This window comes from Streptomyces sp. NPDC048483 (assembly GCF_040651455.1).
Lineage (GTDB): Bacteria > Actinomycetota > Actinomycetes > Streptomycetales > Streptomycetaceae > Streptomyces.
Window position 1 is genome coordinate 102,297 of sequence record NZ_JBEZJZ010000002.1, and the last position, 17,294, is coordinate 119,590.

Sequence of the window (17,294 nt, forward strand, 5' to 3'; positions counted from 1 at the left end):
ATCCACTGGAGCGGTCGCCGGACCACGGCGTACGCTGGCCGAAACGCATCACGAGCGAGGGGAAAACCGTATGGGTTCCGCAGCTGAGAAGGAGTGGCTCTACGGCCTCGACATCTCCGACGCCGTCTGGCAGCGCCCGCCCGGCGACGCCGAGGAGGCGGTGGAGATCGCATTCCTGGAGCGCGGTGCGGTGGCGATGCGCAATTCCACGGACCCCGATGTGGTCCTGCGCTACACCGAGGCCGAGTGGCGGGCCTTTGTGCTCGGCGCGCGGGACGGCGAGTTCGACCTGCAGTAACGGCGCCGGTGGCGGGGTCACCCGTGGGGACGAGCGGGCGGCCCCCGGGTGACCATCACAGGATTCACTCGTTTCACTGAACGTGGAGCAGCAGCAGTCGACATCCCCGCATCCGGACCGTACGTCTACCGGCAGTTTCGCCGACGTCGGTGAGGTCATCGACGTCGAGCAGGCCGAGGCGGCGCTGGTCGAGCACTACCCCCGGCTGGTACGGCTCGCCTATCTCGTCCTGCCGCCCGGCAGCGGCCGCGGCCGGCGGGTCCTGACCGCCCATGCGGTGGTGCAGCGCCGCCTGCCGCGCCGCCGCGCCTCCCTCCGCGGCCTGGGTCTGCCCGTCCAGCGCGGCGGCGCCGAGGCGGCCACCGATCCCGGTTACGCCTTCCTGCGCGCACGGGTACTGAAGGCCGCGCTCGCCACCGCGCGCCCCCGGTGGCGGCTCCCGGCACCCCCGCCCCTCCTCCCCCAGGTCTGGGGGCTGCGCCTGTTCCCGCGCTCCGGAGGCGCCGATGAACTCGCCCTGGACCAGGTGCTGTCGGCGCTGTCCGGGCCCGGCCGGGCGGCGTTCGTCCTGCGCGATCTGGAGGGGCTGAGCGACCGGGAGGCGGGCTGGGTCCTGGACGCCGCCGGGGTGGCCGACCCCGAAGGAGCCCTGGACGAGGCCGAAGAGGCCCCGGTCCCGGCGGGCAGCCGCGACCGGTCGCTGCTGGAGTCGGTGGAGTTCGACCCGTGCGCGCTCCAGGCCCGGCCGACGGACCTGATCCGGCGGCGGCAGCACGGCCGGGCGGCGCTGGCGGCGGGCGCGGCGGTGGTGGTGTGCGGGGCGCTGCTGGGGCTGCCGGGGGACGGCTGGGGCCCGGACGGCGCCGCCGCTCCCCCGTACGCGCAGAATGCGGCGGCCGAAGCGGCCCTGGATCCCGGGAGGTTGACGGTCACCTCCGCGACCGCCTGGAAGAACGCGGCGCGCCAGGACTTCTCCGTCTGGCCCGCCCGCGGCGACCGGACCGGCGACAAGGCGCTGCTGCGCCGGGCGCTGGCGGTGTGGGCCAGGCCGGGCGCCGGGGTGCAGGTCTCGGCGACACCGGGCACCCCGACGGGCCCCGCGGCCGGGCCCCCGCAGCTGCTGTTCGCGGGCGTCGTCGACCACTCGGTCGTCGCGCTCTTCCACGACGGCCTGCGGGTGGTGCGGTACGCCGAGGCGGCGGACGGCGAGGGCCAGGGGGACGGTACGGGCGCCGCGCTCGACTTCGCCCGTACGGACGGCGCGGTGGCGGCCGAAGCGGGCGCCCTGGTGGTGGGCCGTACGACCGGCAATGTCCGCTATCTGGTGGCTCCTTGGGTGTCCTCCGCCCAGTTGGTCGACCTGCTCGCGCCGGACACGGCGGCGCAGAAGCTGGGCATCGACGCGAGCGGCACGACCGACCCCGTACCGATCCCCCGCCCCGAGCAGAAGTGCACCACCTGGCCCGCGCTCCGCATGGGCAGCCATCTGATGACCGACCTGGGCGAGCTGGTGCCGGCCCGGCTGACGTACGGCACCCCGCGCAAACCGGGCGAGGTCCGCACGCCGCGGGCCCGGACGGCATGGGCACGCGGCGGCTGCGCGCTGGCGGCGGTGCGCGGGCAGGGCGTACGGACCGTGAATTCCTGGGAGTTCGCGCGGCAGCCGCTGCCCGGCGGTGCGGGAAACGCGGCCTGGGTGTGCACGCGGGCGGAGACGTGGCGCGGGGCGGGCAGCCGGACGCTGGCGCAGTTCCAGCCGCCCGCGCCGGGCGGCCGGCCGTATGCGCCGGGGGCGGTGGCGGCCCGCGCCGAGGACGGTGCGGCCTGCGGGGCCCGGGCGCCGCGGGCGCTGGCCGGGGTCCTGTGGAAGGCCACCGGCGGCCAGTGGTGGCTGCTGGCCGCGGGCAGCGAGAAGGTCACGTCCATCACGGCCACCGGAGGGGTGCAGGACCGGGCGGCCGGGCACCTGATGGCGGTGCGGGCGCAGGAGGGCGACCAGGCGCAGCTGGAGGGGCGGCTGGCGGACGGCGGCACGGTGACGGCGCTCCGCTGAGGCGGCTTGCGGCACGGGTCGCCGGTACCCCTCGGACGGAATTCTTCCGTCCGAGGGGTACCGGCTTTCCTTACCCGTCAGTACATTGACGCCATGTCTAATACGGCCTCGCTGCGGCCCCAGCCGGTCGCGTCCGAGCACATCCCGCTGAAGGCCCGCAATGTCGCCTTCGACTGGGCGGACACCCCGCTGCACTGGATACCCGGCGACCCCGCCAGCACCCACACCATCAACGTCCTGCACCTGCTGCTGCCGGCCGGCGAGCGCTGGTTCGTCCACGTCTACAAGCAGGTGCTGCCCTACATCCGCGATCCCCGGTTGCGCGAGGACGTCATCGGGTTCATCGGCCAGGAGGCCATGCACTCCCAGGCGCACGACGACGTCCTGCCGCACCTCAAGGCGCAGGGCCTGGACCCGACCCCGTACACCGCGCAGGTCGACTGGCTCTTCGAGAAGCTGCTGGGCGACCGGACGCTGCCGCCGGGGCGGGCCCGTAAGTGGTGGTTGCTGGAGCGGGTCGCCACCATTGCCGCGATCGAGCACTACACCGCCTTCCTGGGCGACTGGGTGCTCAATGCCGACACTCTGGACGCCCGGGGCGCCGATCCGACGATGCTCGATCTGCTGCGCTGGCACGGCGCGGAGGAGGTCGAGCACCGCTCGGTGGCCTTCGATCTCTTCGTGCACCTCGACGGCGGCTACCGGCGGCGGGTGCGGACCTGGGCAACCGCATTCACCGCGCTGGTGTTTCTCTGGCAGAGAGGCACCCGCTTCTTCATGGAGAACGACCCCACCCTGATCGACGGAAAGGCCGGCTTCCGGGAGTTCTTCCGCGCCGGCCGGCAGGGCATGCTGCCGACCGCCGGCGCCATGGCCCGCTCCATCCCCCAGTACCTCAGCCGTACCTACCACCCGTCCCAGCACGGCAGCACCGCGCAGGCCGTCGCTTATCTCGCCGGATCCCCCGCCGCCACCGCGGCCGAGGCCCGTACGGCCGGAGGTGCCTGATGCCCCGTACACCCCGCATCCGCACGGCCGTTGTGGTGGCCGCGGCCGCCCTGGTGGCCCGCCGGGCGCTGCGCAAGCGCATCAAGGCATCCCCGCTGTGGCCGATGCCCGCCCTCGAGAACCCCGTCTCGGGACGCGGACGCAAGGCTTCCGGGACGGCACGCCACCTCCTGGTCGTGGAGCGTACGGAGGAGGCCGAGGGCGTCGTACGACTGCGCCTGGAGGGCGACGATCTGCCCGGGTGGGAGCCCGGTGCGCATATCGACCTGGTGCTGCCGTCCGGCACGGTCCGCCAGTACTCCCTGTGCGGTGAGCCCGCCGCGCCCGGCTCGTACACCATCGCCACCCGGCTGATCGAGGACGGCCGGGGCGGCTCGCGCGAGGTGCACGAGCAGCTGCACGAGGGCACGGCCGTCGAGGTCCGCGGCCCGCGCAACCGCTTCCGCCTCGACGAGTGCCACGCCTATGTCTTCATCGCGGGCGGCATCGGCATCACCCCGATCCTGCCGATGGTGCGGCAGGCCGAACGGGAAGGGGTGCCGTGGCGGCTGCTGTACGGCGGGCGGTCGCGGGCCTCGATGCCGTTCCTGGAGGAGATCGAGAAGCTGGCGGGGGCCGGGACGGACCGGGTGACCGTGGTCGCGGAGGACGAGGACGGCCGCCCGGACCTCGCCGCGGTGCTGGCCGACGCGCCCCCGCACGCCGCGGTCTACTGCTGCGGCCCCGACCCTCTGATGGACGCGGTCGCCGCGCTGCTGCCCGAGGGACTGACCCTGCACACCGAACGGTTCGCGCCCGCCGCCCCCGCTCCCGCCGGCGAGAACGCCCCGTTCGAGGTGGAACTGCGCCGCACCGGCCGTACGGTCACTGTCCCGGCCGACACCAGCGTGCTGCGCGCGATCCGCGACCAGGCGCTGCCGGACCTGCCGTACAGCTGCGAACAGGGCTTCTGCGGCACCTGCCAACAGCGGGTGCTGGCCGGTGAGGTGGCGCACCGCGACGAGTTGCTGACGGACGCGGAGCGCGACGACTCCCTCCTGATCTGTGTCTCGCGGGCGCGGGAGGGCGAGCGGCTCGTACTCGACCTCTGACTCCGGCCGGGACACCGCCTCAGGACCAGTGGGCGCGAGATGCTGCGCTGCGCTGTCATCGTGGTGCGGGTGGATGCCTTCGACCATCATGGTGCGGGTGGAAACCTTCGACGCACCCTCCAGCGCCGACCTGGTGGCCGGCCTGGTCAACGAACGCTGGCGTGCCCGGGAGGCTCCGTACGGGGGCTTCATCGTGTTTGCCGACGGTTCGCTGTCGGTGAGGGAACTCATGCGGTCCTCCCCGCACGACCGGTTGCACGACCCGCGGGCCGAGGAGTGGTACTGGCAGGAGATCCTGCGGGCCACGGCATGGACCGCCGTCGACTGGCTGGACGTCGACGGGATGTTCGCCTCGTGCGCCTACGCCGGAAGCCGTGCCATGGCCGGCGAATCCGGAGCCCACGGAAGCATCGGCTGGGTCGCCCTGACCCGGGACGACGACGAGAGCACCCTGGAGTGGCTGGCGGTCTCCTGTTATGCCAATCCGTTCTCCGAGGTCACGCTGGACGCGACCGCCGTGACCGCCACCAGCACCGCGGGCCGCATCTGGACCTTTCCCCGGCACGCGCCCCAGCAGGTGAAGATCACCGAGGACCCGGCCTACCCCTGGCCACGCCGATAGCGCTGCCCTCCCTGCGGCGGGCCTGCTCGATTCCGCGGGGCGCCCCCGGTCGTTAGGGTGGTGCGCATGACGACCGGGGCGCGCCGCAGGATGGGCGTCGAGGAGCGGCGCGAGCAGCTCATCGGCGTCGCACTCGACCTCTTCAGCCATCGTTCTCCCGAGGACGTGTCGATCGACGAGATCGCCGAGGCGGCCGGGATATCGCGGCCGCTGGTCTACCACTACTTCCCGGGCAAACAGCAGCTGTACGAGGCCGCACTGCGGCGCGCGGCGGAGGAGCTGTCGGCCCGGTTCGTGGAGCCGCACGACGGCCCGCTCGGCGCCCGTCTGCTGCGCGTGATGGAGCGCTTCTTCGACTTCGTGGACGAGCACGGCCCCGGCTTCTCCGCGCTGATGCGGGGCGGCCCGGCGACCGGTTCGCAGAGCCGCACCGGAGCGCTGATCGACGGCGTACGGCAGGCCGCCCACGACCAGATCCTCGCCCATCTCGGCATCCCCGACCCGCCCCCGCGGCTGACCCTGGTGGTCCGCTCGTGGATCTCGCTCGCCGAGACCACCGCCCTGCTGTGGCTGGACGGTCGGCGCATTCCGCGCGCGGAGCTGGAGCGCCAGCTGGTGCACGACTTCGCGGCGCTGGCGGCGGTCAGCGCGGCGTACGACGAGCGGATGGCGGAGGTGGTCCGCCGGATGCTGGCGGACGAGCCGGAGAACGGGATGTTCGCGGAGCTGGTGGCGCGGCTGATGGAGCTGCCGCAGCCGGTGTGAGCTGCAGGTTTGCCGGGTGGGATGTGCGGCGGAGGTCGATTGTCAGACCCCCGCCGTAGCGTGGTCGACATGACGAATCCCTTGCTCGCGCTGAAGGACGATCCGGCCGGCCGGTCGCTGGGGCTGGAGCTGTCGGCGGGGCGGCTCATCGACGGGACGATGGACGGGACGTGGCCGGAACCGCTGTTGTGGTGTGCGGTGGACGACGCGTTCGGCGGGTCGGTGCTCGCCGAGCCGAAGTGGCAGCGGGCGGGGCTGTATCCGGTCTTCCTGGAGGCCGCCGAGGAGGGTGAGCCGGGCCATCTGTGGGACGAGGCCCTGTGGCCCGAGAACTCGTCCTCACCGGACTCCTTCAACGTCGAGGAAACGCTGCGGAGTTGGTGGTCCGAGTGCGCCGATGCCCCCTGGCCCGGACTGGCTCCCCGTCGCGAGTGGGACAAGGACGAGGACCCGGTGGAGACGGCTTCGGCCACGGCCGAGGGACTCATCGACTTCGAAGTGCTGGACACACCGCGGCTGGCCTTGGTGCCGGTGACGCGCGGGGCGGATGTCCTTCCGGCGATCGGCTGGACCGGCCCGGTCAACCACGGAAGCGACATGGCGCCGTTCGCGGCCGTACTGCGCTCGTGGGAGGAGCGGTTCGGCATACGCGTGGTGGCGCTCGGCTTCGACACCTTGCGGGTCTCGGTCGCCGCGCCGCCGCGCACTGCGAAGGAGGCGCGAGCGATCGCCGCCGAGCACCTCGCCTTCTGCCCGGACAACATCACCCAGGGCTGGCACCACACCTTCGACGAGTACGCCCGGTCGCTGGTGGACCGGCACCAGTGGGCGTTCTGGTGGGACTGAGCCCCAGGCGCAGGATCCCGCCGCCGGCACTGCCCGGTGCGGCACAATCCGGCTATGGACGTGATCACTTACCGGCTCGCCGTTGACACCCGCGACCTGCCCGCGCTGGTCGCCCTGTACGACGGCGCGGCCCGCTGGATGCAGGACAACGGAATCGATCAGTGGAAGCCGGGTGAGAAGGACGAGGAGCATTTCCGGCACCGGATAGCGGAGCGGGAGAAGGGAGAGGTGTGGCTCACGGAGGCGGCCGGACGGATCGTCGGCGGGTTCGAGCTGTGGTGGGAGGACGTACCCGCGTGGGGCGAACAGCCTCCGGTGGCGGGGTATGTGCACCGGCTGATGGTGGACCGTGCGTACGCCCCGGCCGGGACCGGGCGGGCGATGCTGGGGCAGGCCGAGCGGCGGATCGCCGAAGCCGGGCGGGAGTGGTGCCGGCTGGACTGCGTGTCGAGCAATCCGCGGCTGCGGACGTATTACGAGGGCGCGGGCTACACCGTCGTCGGGGAGCAGCCGCTCAAGGAGGGCGCGGACGGCAGCCTGTACGCCGTCACCCTCATGGAGAAGCGGCTGGCCCCGTCGGACAGCTAGGGCGTTCCTCGCCCGCGGCCGGTCCTGCGGCGGGCTGACAACTGGGGCCCAGCGGATGTCCGATGCCGCCCGCCGGCCTTCGTGGTCGCACCGGCCGGGGCTGGAGGCGCTTCACGGGCGGAGGATCAGCTTCCCCTTCGTGCGGCGGCCGAGGAGGTCCTCGTGTGCGTCGCGCGCGTGCGCGAGGTCGTACTCTGCGCCGACCAGCGGCCGCAGGCGTCGCCGCGCCGTGAGGTCGAGCAGTTCCTCGAGCGCCGCACCGCCGGCCCCGTTCCGGGCGATCAGCGGGATGAGCCAGAAGCCGGCGACGGTGATGCTGTCCACCGCGAGGCGGCTGGGGGCGATGGCCGTGGCGGTTTGCCGGGAGGAGGCCCCGTACGTGACCAGTCGCCCGAGGTATCCGAGTGCATCCAGGGCGGAGTCGAGGACGGGGCCGCCGATGGCGTCCAGGATGATGTCGACCGGGCGTCCGTGATGGGCGTCGAGGACCCGTTCCTTGTAGCCGTCCGCGTCGCCGTCGATCGCCGCGTCCGCGCCGAGTTCGAGGGCAACGGCGCGCTTCTCGTCCGACGACGCCGTAGCGATGACGCGTCCTGCCCCGAACTCCCGGGCCAGCTGGACGGCGAGACTGCCCGTCCCGCCCGCGGCCGCATGGACCACCACACTCTCGCCGGGCCGGATGCGGGCCACCGACCGCAGCAGATGCCACGCCGTCAGCCCCTGCACCAGCACCGCCAGCGCCTCGCCCGCGCTCACCCCCTGCGGTACTGCGACCAGGTCGCGATCGGCGACAACCGTCTTCGCGGCGTAACCGCCCTGCCGAACATGGCCGAGCACCCGCCGGCCATCCGCGGTCCGGCCGACGACCTCCAGGCCGGGAATCCGCGGCAGCGGTCCCTACGGTGCGTACGGACCTTCGGTGTGCTCGCCGGCGATCTGTTTGATGTCACCGAAATTGACGCCCGCGGCCTCCACCACGACCAGGGTCTCGCCCGGCCCCGCCACCGGGTCCGGCACCTCGGCCTCTCTCAGCACTTCCGGGCCACCGAACCGCTCGAACCACATCGCCCGCAGGAACGCCCCGCCCCTCTCGTCCTCCATCTGTCAGGTGAGCGTGTCGGATTCCGCCGCAGGGCTCTCGTCGCGGCCCCGGTTGCCGATCTCCACCGGCATCGGCAGACCGAACTTCTTCAGGCCATCGGCCTGGTCGGGCGTCAGAAGGAGCCACCAGGCGTCGTAGGAGTCCTCGTCCAGTTGGTAGAAGGCCCGCGGATCGCCGTCGCCGGGTACGAGGTCGCCGATGGCGTCGAAGGCGACGTTCCAGTCCATGTAGCGGGTGTCGTCCGAGAGATGTTCCGTCAGGTGCCGTATCGACCGGCCGTTGCGCCGGAAGTGCAGGTACTCGTATCCGTCCTCGTCGTTCACCAGCTTGACGTCCTCGACCACCACCGAGCCGCCCGAGCACGCCGCCGCCTCACGCAGCAGCTCCTCATACCCCTCCGCAAGTTCGCCGCCCGCCTTTTCGGGCGTCTGGAAGCCGAGGCCGCACTCGCCGACGAGGAAGGTCAGCTCCTCCATGTCCTCGAATCCCTCGTCGAGGTCCATGTCGATGTGGGCCGCCTCCGCCAGGCCCGCTGCGGCCTGCTCCTCCGTCGCTATGCCCAGCCGGACGAGGGTGTCCGCAAATTCACGGAGTGTGCGTCGAATTGCGTTGCTCATGACAGCACCCTCACACATTCCGGCCGCCGGGGAGCGCGGATTGTCCACGAGAGGCCGCCCGGCAGTCGCCACGACTGCCGGGCATGGCACCGAGCCGGAAGTGGACCGTGCCTGTCACCGGCCCCGGTGATCGCCGACGGCGTTTGTCAACGCACCGGGTCGCGACCTCGGCCCGGGTACGCGTTCGTCAGCCCGCGGTCCGATCCGGGGTCTTGACCGGAACACAGGCGAATTCGTCGGGGTCCACCTCGGCATCCTTCGTGGGACCGCACAGTTCGAACGACGTGGCCTTCTCCGTGTCCGGCACGCTGAACCCGACCACGCCGATCTTGCTCTCGCCGCGCTCGACATTGCTCCCGAGGAGGGTTTCGGTCCAGGTGGAGTTGCGCCATTCGCCGTCCGCGACCTCCTCGAGCTGACTGCTGGGGTAAGCCTCGAGGGAGCAGTCCGCGCTCTGCCCGGTGATGCCGCACTTCTGCGCCGTCGACTTGAACTTCAGCCGGAGATAGCTGAGCTTGACCTTCTCCACCCCGCGGTCGGCGAGCTCTCCGGTCACGGCGACATATACGGCGAAATAGTGCTTCCCGGCGTCGGCCGGCTTACCGACCAGTTCCGGTGCCCACCTGGTGTCGACGGGCTTCACCCGCACGCCAAGGTTCAACCCCGGTTCGGTGGTCACGAAGTCCTTGCCGGGGAAGTCGGCGAACTTGGTGAACTTGGGCTGCGAAGTGCTCGGTGACGACCCCGCGGTGGCGGACCCGTCGCTCTTGGCGTCATTGCCGCCACCCGAACATCCCGCGACCAGCACGAGAGAGCCCACGGCAAGCGCGGCCAGCAAACGAGTCGACACGTAACACCCCTCAGGCCAGGAAGATGAGCCGCATCATAGCGATGAATACCCGCACGCAGCCTGTCATCGCTGCTTCCTCTGGAGCGGACGTCCCGTACCGCCAGGAACGGCACGACGCCTTACGGGAGAACCTCTAGCGGCCCGTCGTCCGGCTGAAGACGGCGACGGTACGCGCCGGCACGGTGAAGGTGCCCGAAGTGGCCTGATATGAGGACGACTTGACGACCGGATCGGCGCCGTGGGCCTGGACGGGGTGGAGGGTGTACGGCGTGCCCGCGGCGGAGGGAAGGTGCTGGGTCTGGCGGTGCGGGGTGGCGTTGAAGACCACGACGAGGCGGCCGAGGCGCATCGTGATGACGCCCGGAGTCTCGTGCGTGCCCGAGAGGGGGAAGGACAGGGCCGACTGGACCTCGGCGGTGGTGGGGAGGGCGAAGGCCGGTTCGGTGGCGTGGATGCGCAGGAGGTCGCGGTAGGTGGCGGAGGTGGCCGTCATGGTGGCGCAGCCGGGGCGGAGGGCCGGGTCGGCGAGGAGGGGCTTGGCGTAGGGCCACTTGTCCTTGTTGTCGGCGGCCGGGGGGAGGCCGCGGCCGAAGCCGTTGCTTGTGCCGTCGCCGGTTCGGTCGGTGCACTTCCAGTGGATGGCGTTGAACCAGTCGCCGCTGTTGAAGGAGTTGCGGTCGAGGGACTTGGAGCGGAGCAGGTCGGTACCCGCCTGGGAGAGGGCCGGCCCCTGGGAGAGGGCCGCGGTGGCCAGGGCGACGACCTGCATACGGGCGCGGTCGGCGGGCGGGGTGCCGGGCGGGAGCTTGTAGGCGAGGGTGTCGTAGAGGGCTTCGTTGTCGTGGGCGTCGGCGTAGGCGAGGGCGTCACCGGGGGCGGCGGCGTATCCGGCCGGGGCGCCGTTGTAGTCGACCTCGGAGCCCTTGACGCGGCGGCCGCTGGAGTCCGTGAAGGCGTAGTCCGCCAGGTTGCCGGTCAGGCCGAGCTTGATGAGGTCCTGGTAGTGGAGGAGACGGGCATGCTGGGCGGCCGCGTCCCCGTTGGCGGGTGAGGAGTTGGGGTCGGTGGAGAGGCCGGAGGCGAAGCCCTGGACCCGCGGGTCGGCGTCGAAGGGGCCGCCCCCGCGGATCGCGTCGCGGGCGCGGTCGCTGAAGGTGGCGATGCCGGTGCCCGCCATGTTCCGTTGGGTGGCCTGGACGAAACGGGCGTCGCCCGCGGCCTCGCCGAAGTCCCACCCCTCGCCGTAGAGGATGATCGACTTTCCGTCCACGCCGTCGCGGGCCGGGGTCAGGGCGTCCAGGGCCTTGCGTACGGCGAGGATGTTGGCCTTGGGATGGTGGCCCATGAGGTCGAAGCGGAAGCCGTCGATCTTGTACTGCCGGGCCCAGGTGACAACGGAGTCGACGACGAGCTTGCCCATCATGGTGTGTTCGGGCGCGGTGCCGGAGCAGCAGGTGGAGGTGGCGACACTGCCGTCGTCGAGGAGTCGGTGGTAGTAGCCCGGCACGATCCGGTCGAGGACGGATGTGGCGGCCTGGCCGCTCGCCGCGGTGTGGTTGTAGACGACGTCCATGACAGTGCGGAGGCCGGCCCCGTTCAGGCCTTGCACCATGCGCCGGAATTCCGTCGTCCGGCGCGGGCCCTCCGGGTCGGAGGCGTACGAGCCCTCGGGGACGGTGTAGTGGAGGGGGTCGTAGCCCCAGTTGTAGGCGTCGTGGGCGGCCGTCTTGCCGACGCACTCCTGTTGCCGGTCGGAGTCGGCGGGCATCGCAGCGAGCTTGCAGTCAGGTTGCTGCGCGGGGTCCTGCTGGTCGGAGCGGCGTTCGGGGACGGTGGCGCCGTCGAAGGCCGGCAGCAGGTGGACGTAAGAAGTGCCCGTCCTTGCAAGGGATTTCAGGTGGCGCATGCCGTCCGAGCGGCTATCGGTGAAGGCAAGGTACTGGCCAGGGTGGCGGGAGGTCCGGTCCTCGACGGAGAAGTCGCGGATGTGCAGTTCCTGGATGCGGGCCTTGCGCAAGGGGACGGCAAGGGGTTTCTTCAGCTGCGACCAGCCCTTGGGGGCGAGGCGGGGGTCGGCAAGGTCCACCACAAGGCTGCGGGCCGAGTCGGCGGTCAGCGCGGTGGAGTAGGGGTCGGTGACCTTGTTGGTGACCGTCTTGCGGACGCTGGGCGCCCAGACGCGTACGACGTACCGGTACGGCTTGCCGGTCCAGGCCCGCGAGCCCTTGGCGCGCCAGACGCCTGTCGTGTCGTCGCGGCGCATCGGGACTGTACGGCCGTCCAGTTCGAGCGCGACGGTACGGGCGGTGGGCGCCCAGACGGAGAGGGTGGGCCGGTGGCTGCCGTCGAACGTGGGGCCCAGGTGGGCGTGTTGGGCGGCGCGTCCGTACAGGTCGTCCAGTACGCCGGGGATCTGGACGCCGGTGGTGGCGGGGGCGGCGTCCGATGAGCGTTGCTGGGTGGCGATCAGACGGTTGCGCAAGGCGTTGCGGGCGAGGTCGCGGTCGCGTGGGTCGACGGTGAACGCCGGAAGGCTTTTCAGGTGGGGGTAGGCGGCCCGCTCGGCCGGGGTGAGGGCGCCCGGCGTCAGGCGGATGCGATGACCCGGTCCGCCGTCGGCGAACTCCAGCTCAGCAGCCGCGTGTTCAGCCCCCTTCCACACCACGGTGTCGCGGTCGATCCACTGGGCCTCGGCCTTGGCGGGGTCGGCCGGGGATGCGTGCGCCTGCTGCTGAGGGGGCGTGATCAGCAGGGCCGCCAAGCCCAGGGCGAGAGAGGCGGCCAGGCGCCTGTGCGGCCGGTACCGGTGTTCCGTGGAGGACATGGGTGATGGTTCTAGCCGTGTTGATTGATGACTGCAAGACCTTACGCAAAATATTGCAAGGGTGTTAAGTTCCTGCGGTAGCCGGTCCGGCCGGCCGGAGGCCCGCAACCCGGGCCCTACGCGCCCGGCCGGTCGGACCGGCCTTCAAGGAACAGTTCCGCGACGACGATCTTGCCGACCGGCGGCCGCTCCTCGACCCGCCAGCAGGCGGCGAGCGCGGCGACGAGGACCAGGCCGCGCCCGGACTCGCTGTCCGGCGGCGGGAGTTCGACCGCACCGGGAACGGGCGGGCGCAGCTCCGTACGGGCGTCGGCGACCTCGATGCGCAGGATGCCGGGGCGGGCGGAGCCCGGCAGCCGGGTGAGCCGCAGCTCGAAGTCCCGGCCGGGAACGCGGCCGTGGGTGGCGGCGTTGGCGGCGAGTTCCCCGACGATCAGGGCGGCGGATTCGGACACCTCGCTCCCGTACGGAAAGCCCCATACGTCGAGTTGATGGACGGCGAGATACCGGGCGAGGCGGGCGCCTCGGGGCGTGGCGCTGAAGCGCTGGCTGAACATACGTACGGTGACGGCGTCGACGTGCATGGCTCGAATGTCGGGTTACGCGCTCCCGGTGACCAGGGAGGCAACTCGTAGAGATGGAAGAGTACGAGCTCCACGGGTGGACGCGGAGAGTAACCGGCCATAAGCATGGGTGCGTTGCGGGGACCGACACAATTGACCCTCGGGGGTACCCGAATGACAGCACACAACGCTGAGCCCGAACGCTCCGACAGCCTCAGGACGTTCGGGGCCGTTTATCAGGGATTTCGTGAGTCCCGCGGATTCACGCAAGAGTCCCTGGCGCCGGAGATCCGGTATTCGTCGGACTACATCGGTTCCGTGGAGCAGGGGCGGATGCTTCCGTCGAAGAGGTTCATCGACCGTTCCGAGGATGTCCTGGAGGCCCTCGGGGTGCTGCGGAAGGCGGCGACTCGGCTGTCGAAGCAGCGCGGGCTGGCCTCATGGTTTCAGGCATGGGCGGGGCTGGAGGAACATGCGATCACGCTGTACACATACGAAAGCCGCCTGATTCCCGGTCTGTTGCAGACGGAGGCCTACGCGCGGACGCTGTTCACCCACCAGCTCCCGCCGCTGAATGCCGATCAGATCGAGGACCAGTGGGCGGCGCGGGCGGAGCGCCAGCGGCTGTTGCGGGAGCGCCCGAACACCGCGTACAGCTTCCTTCTCGAGGAGCATCTGTTCCTGCGCCGGACAGGTGGGGTGGAGGTCACCCGGGGGCTCATCGACCACGTTCTCGCCCTCGCCGAGCAGCCGAACACAGAGCTTCAGGTCATGCCGCTGGTACGGGAAACACATGCCGGGCTGGCAGGCCCCATGCAGTTGCTGGAGACCCCCGAGAACCTGTGGCACGCCTACTGCGAGGCACAACGAGGTGGCCTGCTCATCTCCGACCTGAAAGAGGTCAGTGTGCTCCAGATGCGGTATGCCAGGATGCGCTCACAGGCTCTCACCCCTGAAGACTCCGTGAGCTTGTTGCGGGAGATGCGAGGAGCGCTATGAGCACCACCGAACTGGCCTGGTTCAAGAGCAGCTACAGCAGCAGCGGCGATGGGGACTGTGTAGAAGTCGCCCTCTCCTGGCACAAGTCGAGCTACAGCAGCGCCTCCGGCGACGACTGCGTAGAGATCGCCACCTGCCCCACCACCATCCACATCCGCGACTCCAAGGACAAAGAAGGGCCCCGGCTCGCGGTACCGGCCGCCTCCTGGACGGCGTTCGTCACGTACGCCGGGAGCGGCGCCTAGGCTGGCCCTTCGATCATGCGAACGCATGGGCGAGTTGGCAATTGGGCGAGTGAACGGGGGGATGGTTGCCGTGCAGCCATTGCAGGCGGACGATCCGCACAGCCTGGGGAACTACCGTCTCCTGGCCCGGCTCGGTGCGGGCGGGATGGGCCGGGTCTATCTGGCGCGCGCATCCGGCGGACGTACCGTCGCCGTCAAGGTCGTACGGCCCGAACTGGCCGAGGACGCCGGTTTCCGGCGCCGCTTCCAGCACGAGGTGAGCATCGCCCGCGCGGTGTCCGGTCCGTACACCGCCGCGGTCGTGGACGCCGACACCGAGGCCGCCCTCCCCTGGCTGGCCACCGCCTATGTGCTCGGCCCCGCCCTCGACGACATGATCGACCGGCACGGGCCGCTGCCCGAGGCGTCCGTGCGGGCTCTGGGTGCGGGTCTCGCGGCGGCGCTCACCGGGATTCACGCCGCGGGGCTGGTGCACCGCGACCTCAAGCCGTCGAATGTGCTGCTGGCCGCCGACGGGCCGCGCGTCATCGACTTCGGGATTGCGCGCGCGGTCGACGGCGAACGGTTGACGAGTACGGGGGTCGTGGTCGGCTCCCCCGGGTTCATTCCTCCGGAGCAGGCCACCGGGCAGGCGGCCGGACCACAGGGGGATGTGTTCTCGCTGGGGGTCGTGCTGGCGTACGCAGTGAGCGGCCGCCAGCCCTTCGGTACGGGATCGGCCGCAGGAATGCTGTACCAAGTGGCGCACGGTGAACCGGACTTGTCCGCCGTACCGGAAGCCTTGCGGCCGCTCGTCCAGGAGTGCCTGGCCAAGGACCCGCAGGCGCGTCCCACCCCCGACCGGCTCGTCGCCGAGCTCGCCCCCGACGGCGTACCGGCGGCGCTGGGCGACTGGCTGCCGGGCTCGGTCGCCTCAGCCATCGCCCAGCATGCCGCGCGCATCCTGGACCTGGACACGCCGCTCCGTGACGGCCAGGTGGCGGCCGTCCGTACTCCCACCGCACTCGATCAGGGAGCCGCCGACGGGCCGACCCTTCCGGCGGCCGTGGAACGGGAGGGGCGCACCACGTCGCGTCGCGGGTTCCTCGCGCTGGGGGCCGGGGCGGCGGTGGTCGCGGCGGGCGGCGGAGCGGTATGGGCGTTGCGGGGCCTGGGCGGCGAGCCGGCGCACCACAAGCGGGACCAGGATCCCAAACGGCACCGTGACGCCCCGGACGACCCGATCGATCCCGAGGACTTCACCACCCCGCCCGCCGGGACGAGCCCGAAGCCCCTGTGGGACGCGCAGGCCAAGCGCCTCAGCCTGAACTACGAGATACCGCCGCTGGCGATCGGCGATCTGATGGTGGTCAGCGGCGACCCGCTCATCGCCCACGATGTGGCGACCGGGCGGCAGAAGTGGTCGGTGGCCGGTGTGACGACCCCCGGCGCTCCGCTGATTCACGCTGCCGGGCTGCTGTTCTTCGCCAGCAGCAAGTACGACGGCGACTTCGTCGGTCTCGACCCGGCCACCGGCAAGGAGGCGTGGCGCAGCAGGCTGGGCGGCAAGTACGAGGACCCGCGCCCGATCGCCGCCGACGACCGGAGGGTCTTCGTCATCGCCGACGTCGTCGAGGAGGACCCGAAAAAGACCCCTACCGTGATCGCCGCGGTGGATATCAAGACTCGCGAGGTGCTGTGGAAGAAGCCGCGCGGGGAGGGAGCCGGTGACTGGGACGTCGCGGCGACCACCGACGGCCGGCATGTCGTCTACACCGACGACCTCTACAACCTCACGGTCCGCGACGCCGGGACCGGCAAGCAGCTGTGGACGAAACCGGTGGGCAGCGACTCGGCGAAGCGGCCCACGGTGTTCGGCGACAAGGTCATCATCGGCGGCGCCTCGATGCGCGCGTTCGACCTGAAGACGGGCGCCCCGCGCTGGTCGCTGCCTACCGGTCACCGCAATCCGTTCCAGGCTCCACTGACGCTCGCGGGCAGAACTCTTTACGCCGCGGTCGTCCAAGACGGTGTGTGGGCGGTCGATGCGGCCACCGGCAAGAAACTGTGGAAGTCGGACGACCTCGGCCAGCGGCTCACCCCCGTGGAATTCGTGCGGGTCGGGGACATGGTCTACGGCGCAACGTTTTTCGACTACGGCGGCATCTACGCCTTCGACGCCCGTACAGGCAAGCTCCGCTGGACGTTCAACGACCGTGTCCACGACGACGGGGAATGGCATATCGCGGCAGCGGGACGCCGACTGCTCGTGACCCACTCGGACCGGATCTACGGCATTCCCGCCGTCTGACCGCGGACGGGCAAGGACCCCGTGGGCCCTTGCCCGTCCGGGCACCGTGTGCGCCGTGTGCGGCGTGTCAGGGCAGCAGCCTCACCAACGCCGCGTCTGCCGCGCCGGCTCTACTCGTGGAACTCGAAGTACCACGCCTGTCGCTGATCGTTGACCTCCAGGGGCCGCACGGCGATACGGGGCGGGAAAATCCGCAACAGGCTGAGGTCCAGGGCCAGCTCCTGGCCGTCGACCGGGCCCCCGGGAACGACGATGTGGAAGCTGAAAGGCTCCGCGCTCTGCTGGAGGACCCATTCGCGCGGCTCCCCATAGCCGGCCACCTGCATGTTCGGTTGCGGATCGCCGTTGTAGCCGACGTACGTCCCGGATCTGAGGTTGCGGATCGTGCAGTTGCCGTTGCTGGCGGACTGCACTTCCCACTCCTGATCGCCCGGGTTGCCGTTGGGCGGAAGGAGCACTGCAGGCGCTCCTGGTTCAGAGCTCCCGTCTTGCAGGGTGAGCATCTGCTCCTGGGGGCGGGTGATCGCGTAAAC

18 protein-coding genes are annotated in these 17,294 nt (G+C 71.0%); 11 read left to right on the forward strand and 7 right to left on the reverse strand.

The genetic code is table 11. The features are described from left to right. The first annotated feature begins 70 nt into the window (after positions 1–70). From AB0D04_RS01530 to AB0D04_RS01565, 8 genes are all read left to right on the forward strand, one after another. Complete coding sequence (locus tag AB0D04_RS01530) at positions 71–298, forward strand: DUF397 domain-containing protein (protein ID WP_362697955.1); 228 nt, start codon at positions 71–73, stop codon at positions 296–298. Between the two features lie 82 nt (positions 299–380). Beyond that, entirely contained in the window at positions 381–2,351 is a 1,971-nt protein-coding gene (locus AB0D04_RS01535; RefSeq protein WP_362697958.1) for a hypothetical protein, read from the forward strand. 93 nt (positions 2,352–2,444) lie between these two features. Continuing rightward, entirely contained in the window at positions 2,445–3,359 is a 915-nt protein-coding gene (locus AB0D04_RS01540; RefSeq protein ID WP_362697961.1) for a metal-dependent hydrolase, read from the forward strand. Beyond that, on the forward strand, positions 3,359–4,450 hold the full coding sequence (locus AB0D04_RS01545; protein WP_362697964.1) for a PDR/VanB family oxidoreductase: 1,092 nt from the start codon (positions 3,359–3,361) through the stop codon (positions 4,448–4,450). Before AB0D04_RS01540 ends, AB0D04_RS01545 begins: the two co-directional genes overlap by 1 nt. A gap of 73 nt (positions 4,451–4,523) precedes the next feature. After that, a complete protein-coding gene (locus AB0D04_RS01550) occupies positions 4,524–5,072 on the forward strand; it encodes a hypothetical protein (RefSeq protein ID WP_362697966.1) in 549 nt (182 codons plus the stop codon). A gap of 66 nt (positions 5,073–5,138) precedes the next feature. Further along, positions 5,139–5,837 carry a TetR/AcrR family transcriptional regulator gene (locus AB0D04_RS01555; RefSeq protein WP_362697969.1) on the forward strand — a complete coding sequence of 233 codons (699 nt, stop codon included), beginning with the start codon at positions 5,139–5,141 and terminating at the stop codon, positions 5,835–5,837. Positions 5,838–5,906: 69 nt separating this feature from the next. Then, complete coding sequence (locus AB0D04_RS01560; protein WP_362697972.1) at positions 5,907–6,683, forward strand: DUF4253 domain-containing protein; 777 nt, start codon at positions 5,907–5,909, stop codon at positions 6,681–6,683. 54 nt (positions 6,684–6,737) lie between these two features. Then, positions 6,738–7,271, forward strand: a complete 534-nt coding sequence (locus AB0D04_RS01565) for a GNAT family N-acetyltransferase (RefSeq protein ID WP_362697975.1) — start codon at positions 6,738–6,740, stop codon at positions 7,269–7,271. Positions 7,272–7,382: 111 nt separating this feature from the next. Here AB0D04_RS01565 and AB0D04_RS01570 read toward each other — a convergent pair whose 3' ends face one another. From AB0D04_RS01570 to AB0D04_RS01595, 6 genes are all read right to left on the reverse strand, one after another. After that, on the reverse strand, positions 7,383–8,108 hold the full coding sequence (locus AB0D04_RS01570) for a zinc-binding dehydrogenase (protein WP_362697978.1): 726 nt from the start codon (positions 8,106–8,108) through the stop codon (positions 7,383–7,385). Positions 8,109–8,168: 60 nt separating this feature from the next. Then, positions 8,169–8,372, reverse strand: a complete 204-nt coding sequence (locus AB0D04_RS01575) for a hypothetical protein (RefSeq protein WP_362697981.1) — start codon at positions 8,370–8,372, stop codon at positions 8,169–8,171. A 3-nt stretch (positions 8,373–8,375) separates the two neighbouring features. Continuing rightward, on the reverse strand, positions 8,376–8,990 hold the full coding sequence (locus tag AB0D04_RS01580; protein WP_362697984.1) for a hypothetical protein: 615 nt from the start codon (positions 8,988–8,990) through the stop codon (positions 8,376–8,378). 187 nt (positions 8,991–9,177) lie between these two features. Beyond that, positions 9,178–9,840, reverse strand: coding sequence for a hypothetical protein (locus AB0D04_RS01585; protein ID WP_362697987.1), 663 nt, complete (start codon positions 9,838–9,840; stop codon positions 9,178–9,180). A gap of 133 nt (positions 9,841–9,973) precedes the next feature. After that, positions 9,974–12,664: a pullulanase-type alpha-1,6-glucosidase gene (gene pulA / locus AB0D04_RS01590; protein ID WP_362697990.1), complete on the reverse strand. Its 2,691-nt coding sequence runs from the start codon at positions 12,662–12,664 to the stop codon at positions 9,974–9,976. 116 nt (positions 12,665–12,780) lie between these two features. Next, positions 12,781–13,248, reverse strand: coding sequence for an ATP-binding protein (locus tag AB0D04_RS01595; protein WP_362697993.1), 468 nt, complete (start codon positions 13,246–13,248; stop codon positions 12,781–12,783). Positions 13,249–13,401: 153 nt separating this feature from the next. Between AB0D04_RS01595 and AB0D04_RS01600 the strand changes: the two genes are divergently transcribed. From AB0D04_RS01600 to AB0D04_RS01610, 3 genes are all read left to right on the forward strand, one after another. Next, positions 13,402–14,226: a helix-turn-helix transcriptional regulator gene (locus tag AB0D04_RS01600; protein ID WP_362698259.1), complete on the forward strand. Its 825-nt coding sequence runs from the start codon at positions 13,402–13,404 to the stop codon at positions 14,224–14,226. Continuing rightward, positions 14,223–14,471, forward strand: coding sequence for a DUF397 domain-containing protein (locus AB0D04_RS01605; RefSeq protein WP_362697996.1), 249 nt, complete (start codon positions 14,223–14,225; stop codon positions 14,469–14,471). Before AB0D04_RS01600 ends, AB0D04_RS01605 begins: the two co-directional genes overlap by 4 nt. A gap of 61 nt (positions 14,472–14,532) precedes the next feature. Next, positions 14,533–16,761 (forward strand): PQQ-binding-like beta-propeller repeat protein, encoded by a 2,229-nt coding sequence (locus AB0D04_RS01610; RefSeq protein ID WP_362697999.1) that lies wholly within the window; start codon positions 14,533–14,535, stop codon positions 16,759–16,761. Between the two features lie 110 nt (positions 16,762–16,871). On the opposite strand, the gene AB0D04_RS01615 is transcribed toward AB0D04_RS01610, so the two are convergent. Further along, positions 16,872–17,219, reverse strand: a complete 348-nt coding sequence (locus tag AB0D04_RS01615) for a hypothetical protein (RefSeq protein ID WP_362698002.1) — start codon at positions 17,217–17,219, stop codon at positions 16,872–16,874. Positions 17,220–17,294: the final 75 nt, after the last annotated feature.